Consider the following 727-nt stretch of genomic DNA (forward strand, 5'->3'; position numbering starts at 1 on the left):
GGGCGGACTGGTCGCGATCGGAACGGGCGGGGCGGTGTGGGGCTGCGGCCGAGTCATCTGCGTGTGTCTGACCCGGCAGCGCCTGCGGCAGTGGGACGAGGAGTGGGAGCGGATCGACACGCGGTGGGGCGGGAAGACCGGCTGACGGCGGGCTCGAACTGGTGCCCCCCCAGCCGTGCGCCTCCGCCGGAGTACGGGGGTGCGGCCGGCGCTCCACGTCTGGCGTTCTGCCGGAATCTGGCACGGGACACATGTCGTCTGCGGTGACGACGCGCAGGCCAGGCCGAGCCGCTGGCCGCCGAGCTCACCAGGGGCCCGTCCCTGCGCCAGTCGCGGCAATCGCAGCCTGGGTGGACTGCGGACGGTGCAATCCGGGCAATCCGGGTCACAACGCTCAGCGGTCGTGGTTGAGCGGTAGGAATGAAGGGTGACCGATAGGGGTGAACCGGACGAGAGCGAGTTCCTGCCGGAGCTATGTGATCTGTGTGGGGAGGAGATCTCCGACGAGACGGAGGTTTTTGCGCTGGTGCCGGATTCGTCGGTGATCCATGTTCATGACCCGAAGCTGGACGGGGAGCGGCGGCTGACCGCGTGTTCGAGCGAACATGTGGCAGCGCTGGTCGAGGTGTACAAACAGCGGCCGTTCGTGGACGCCGAGCTGTGGGCAGGCAAGATCGGCCGTGCGATCGAGGCTCACCGTGGAAGGATCAGCCCGGAGGAGCTGGCC

Annotated in this window: 1 pseudogene; it reads left to right on the plus strand. The window is 68.6% G+C overall.

The annotated features are described in order from the left end of the window. Window positions 1–427 precede the first annotated feature (427 nt). Window positions 428–727 (plus strand): annotated as a pseudogene (locus tag BEK98_RS47625) (hypothetical protein); the annotation flags it as partial.

Source organism: Streptomyces diastatochromogenes, from assembly GCF_002242805.1.
GTDB lineage: Bacteria > Actinomycetota > Actinomycetes > Streptomycetales > Streptomycetaceae > Streptomyces > Streptomyces diastatochromogenes.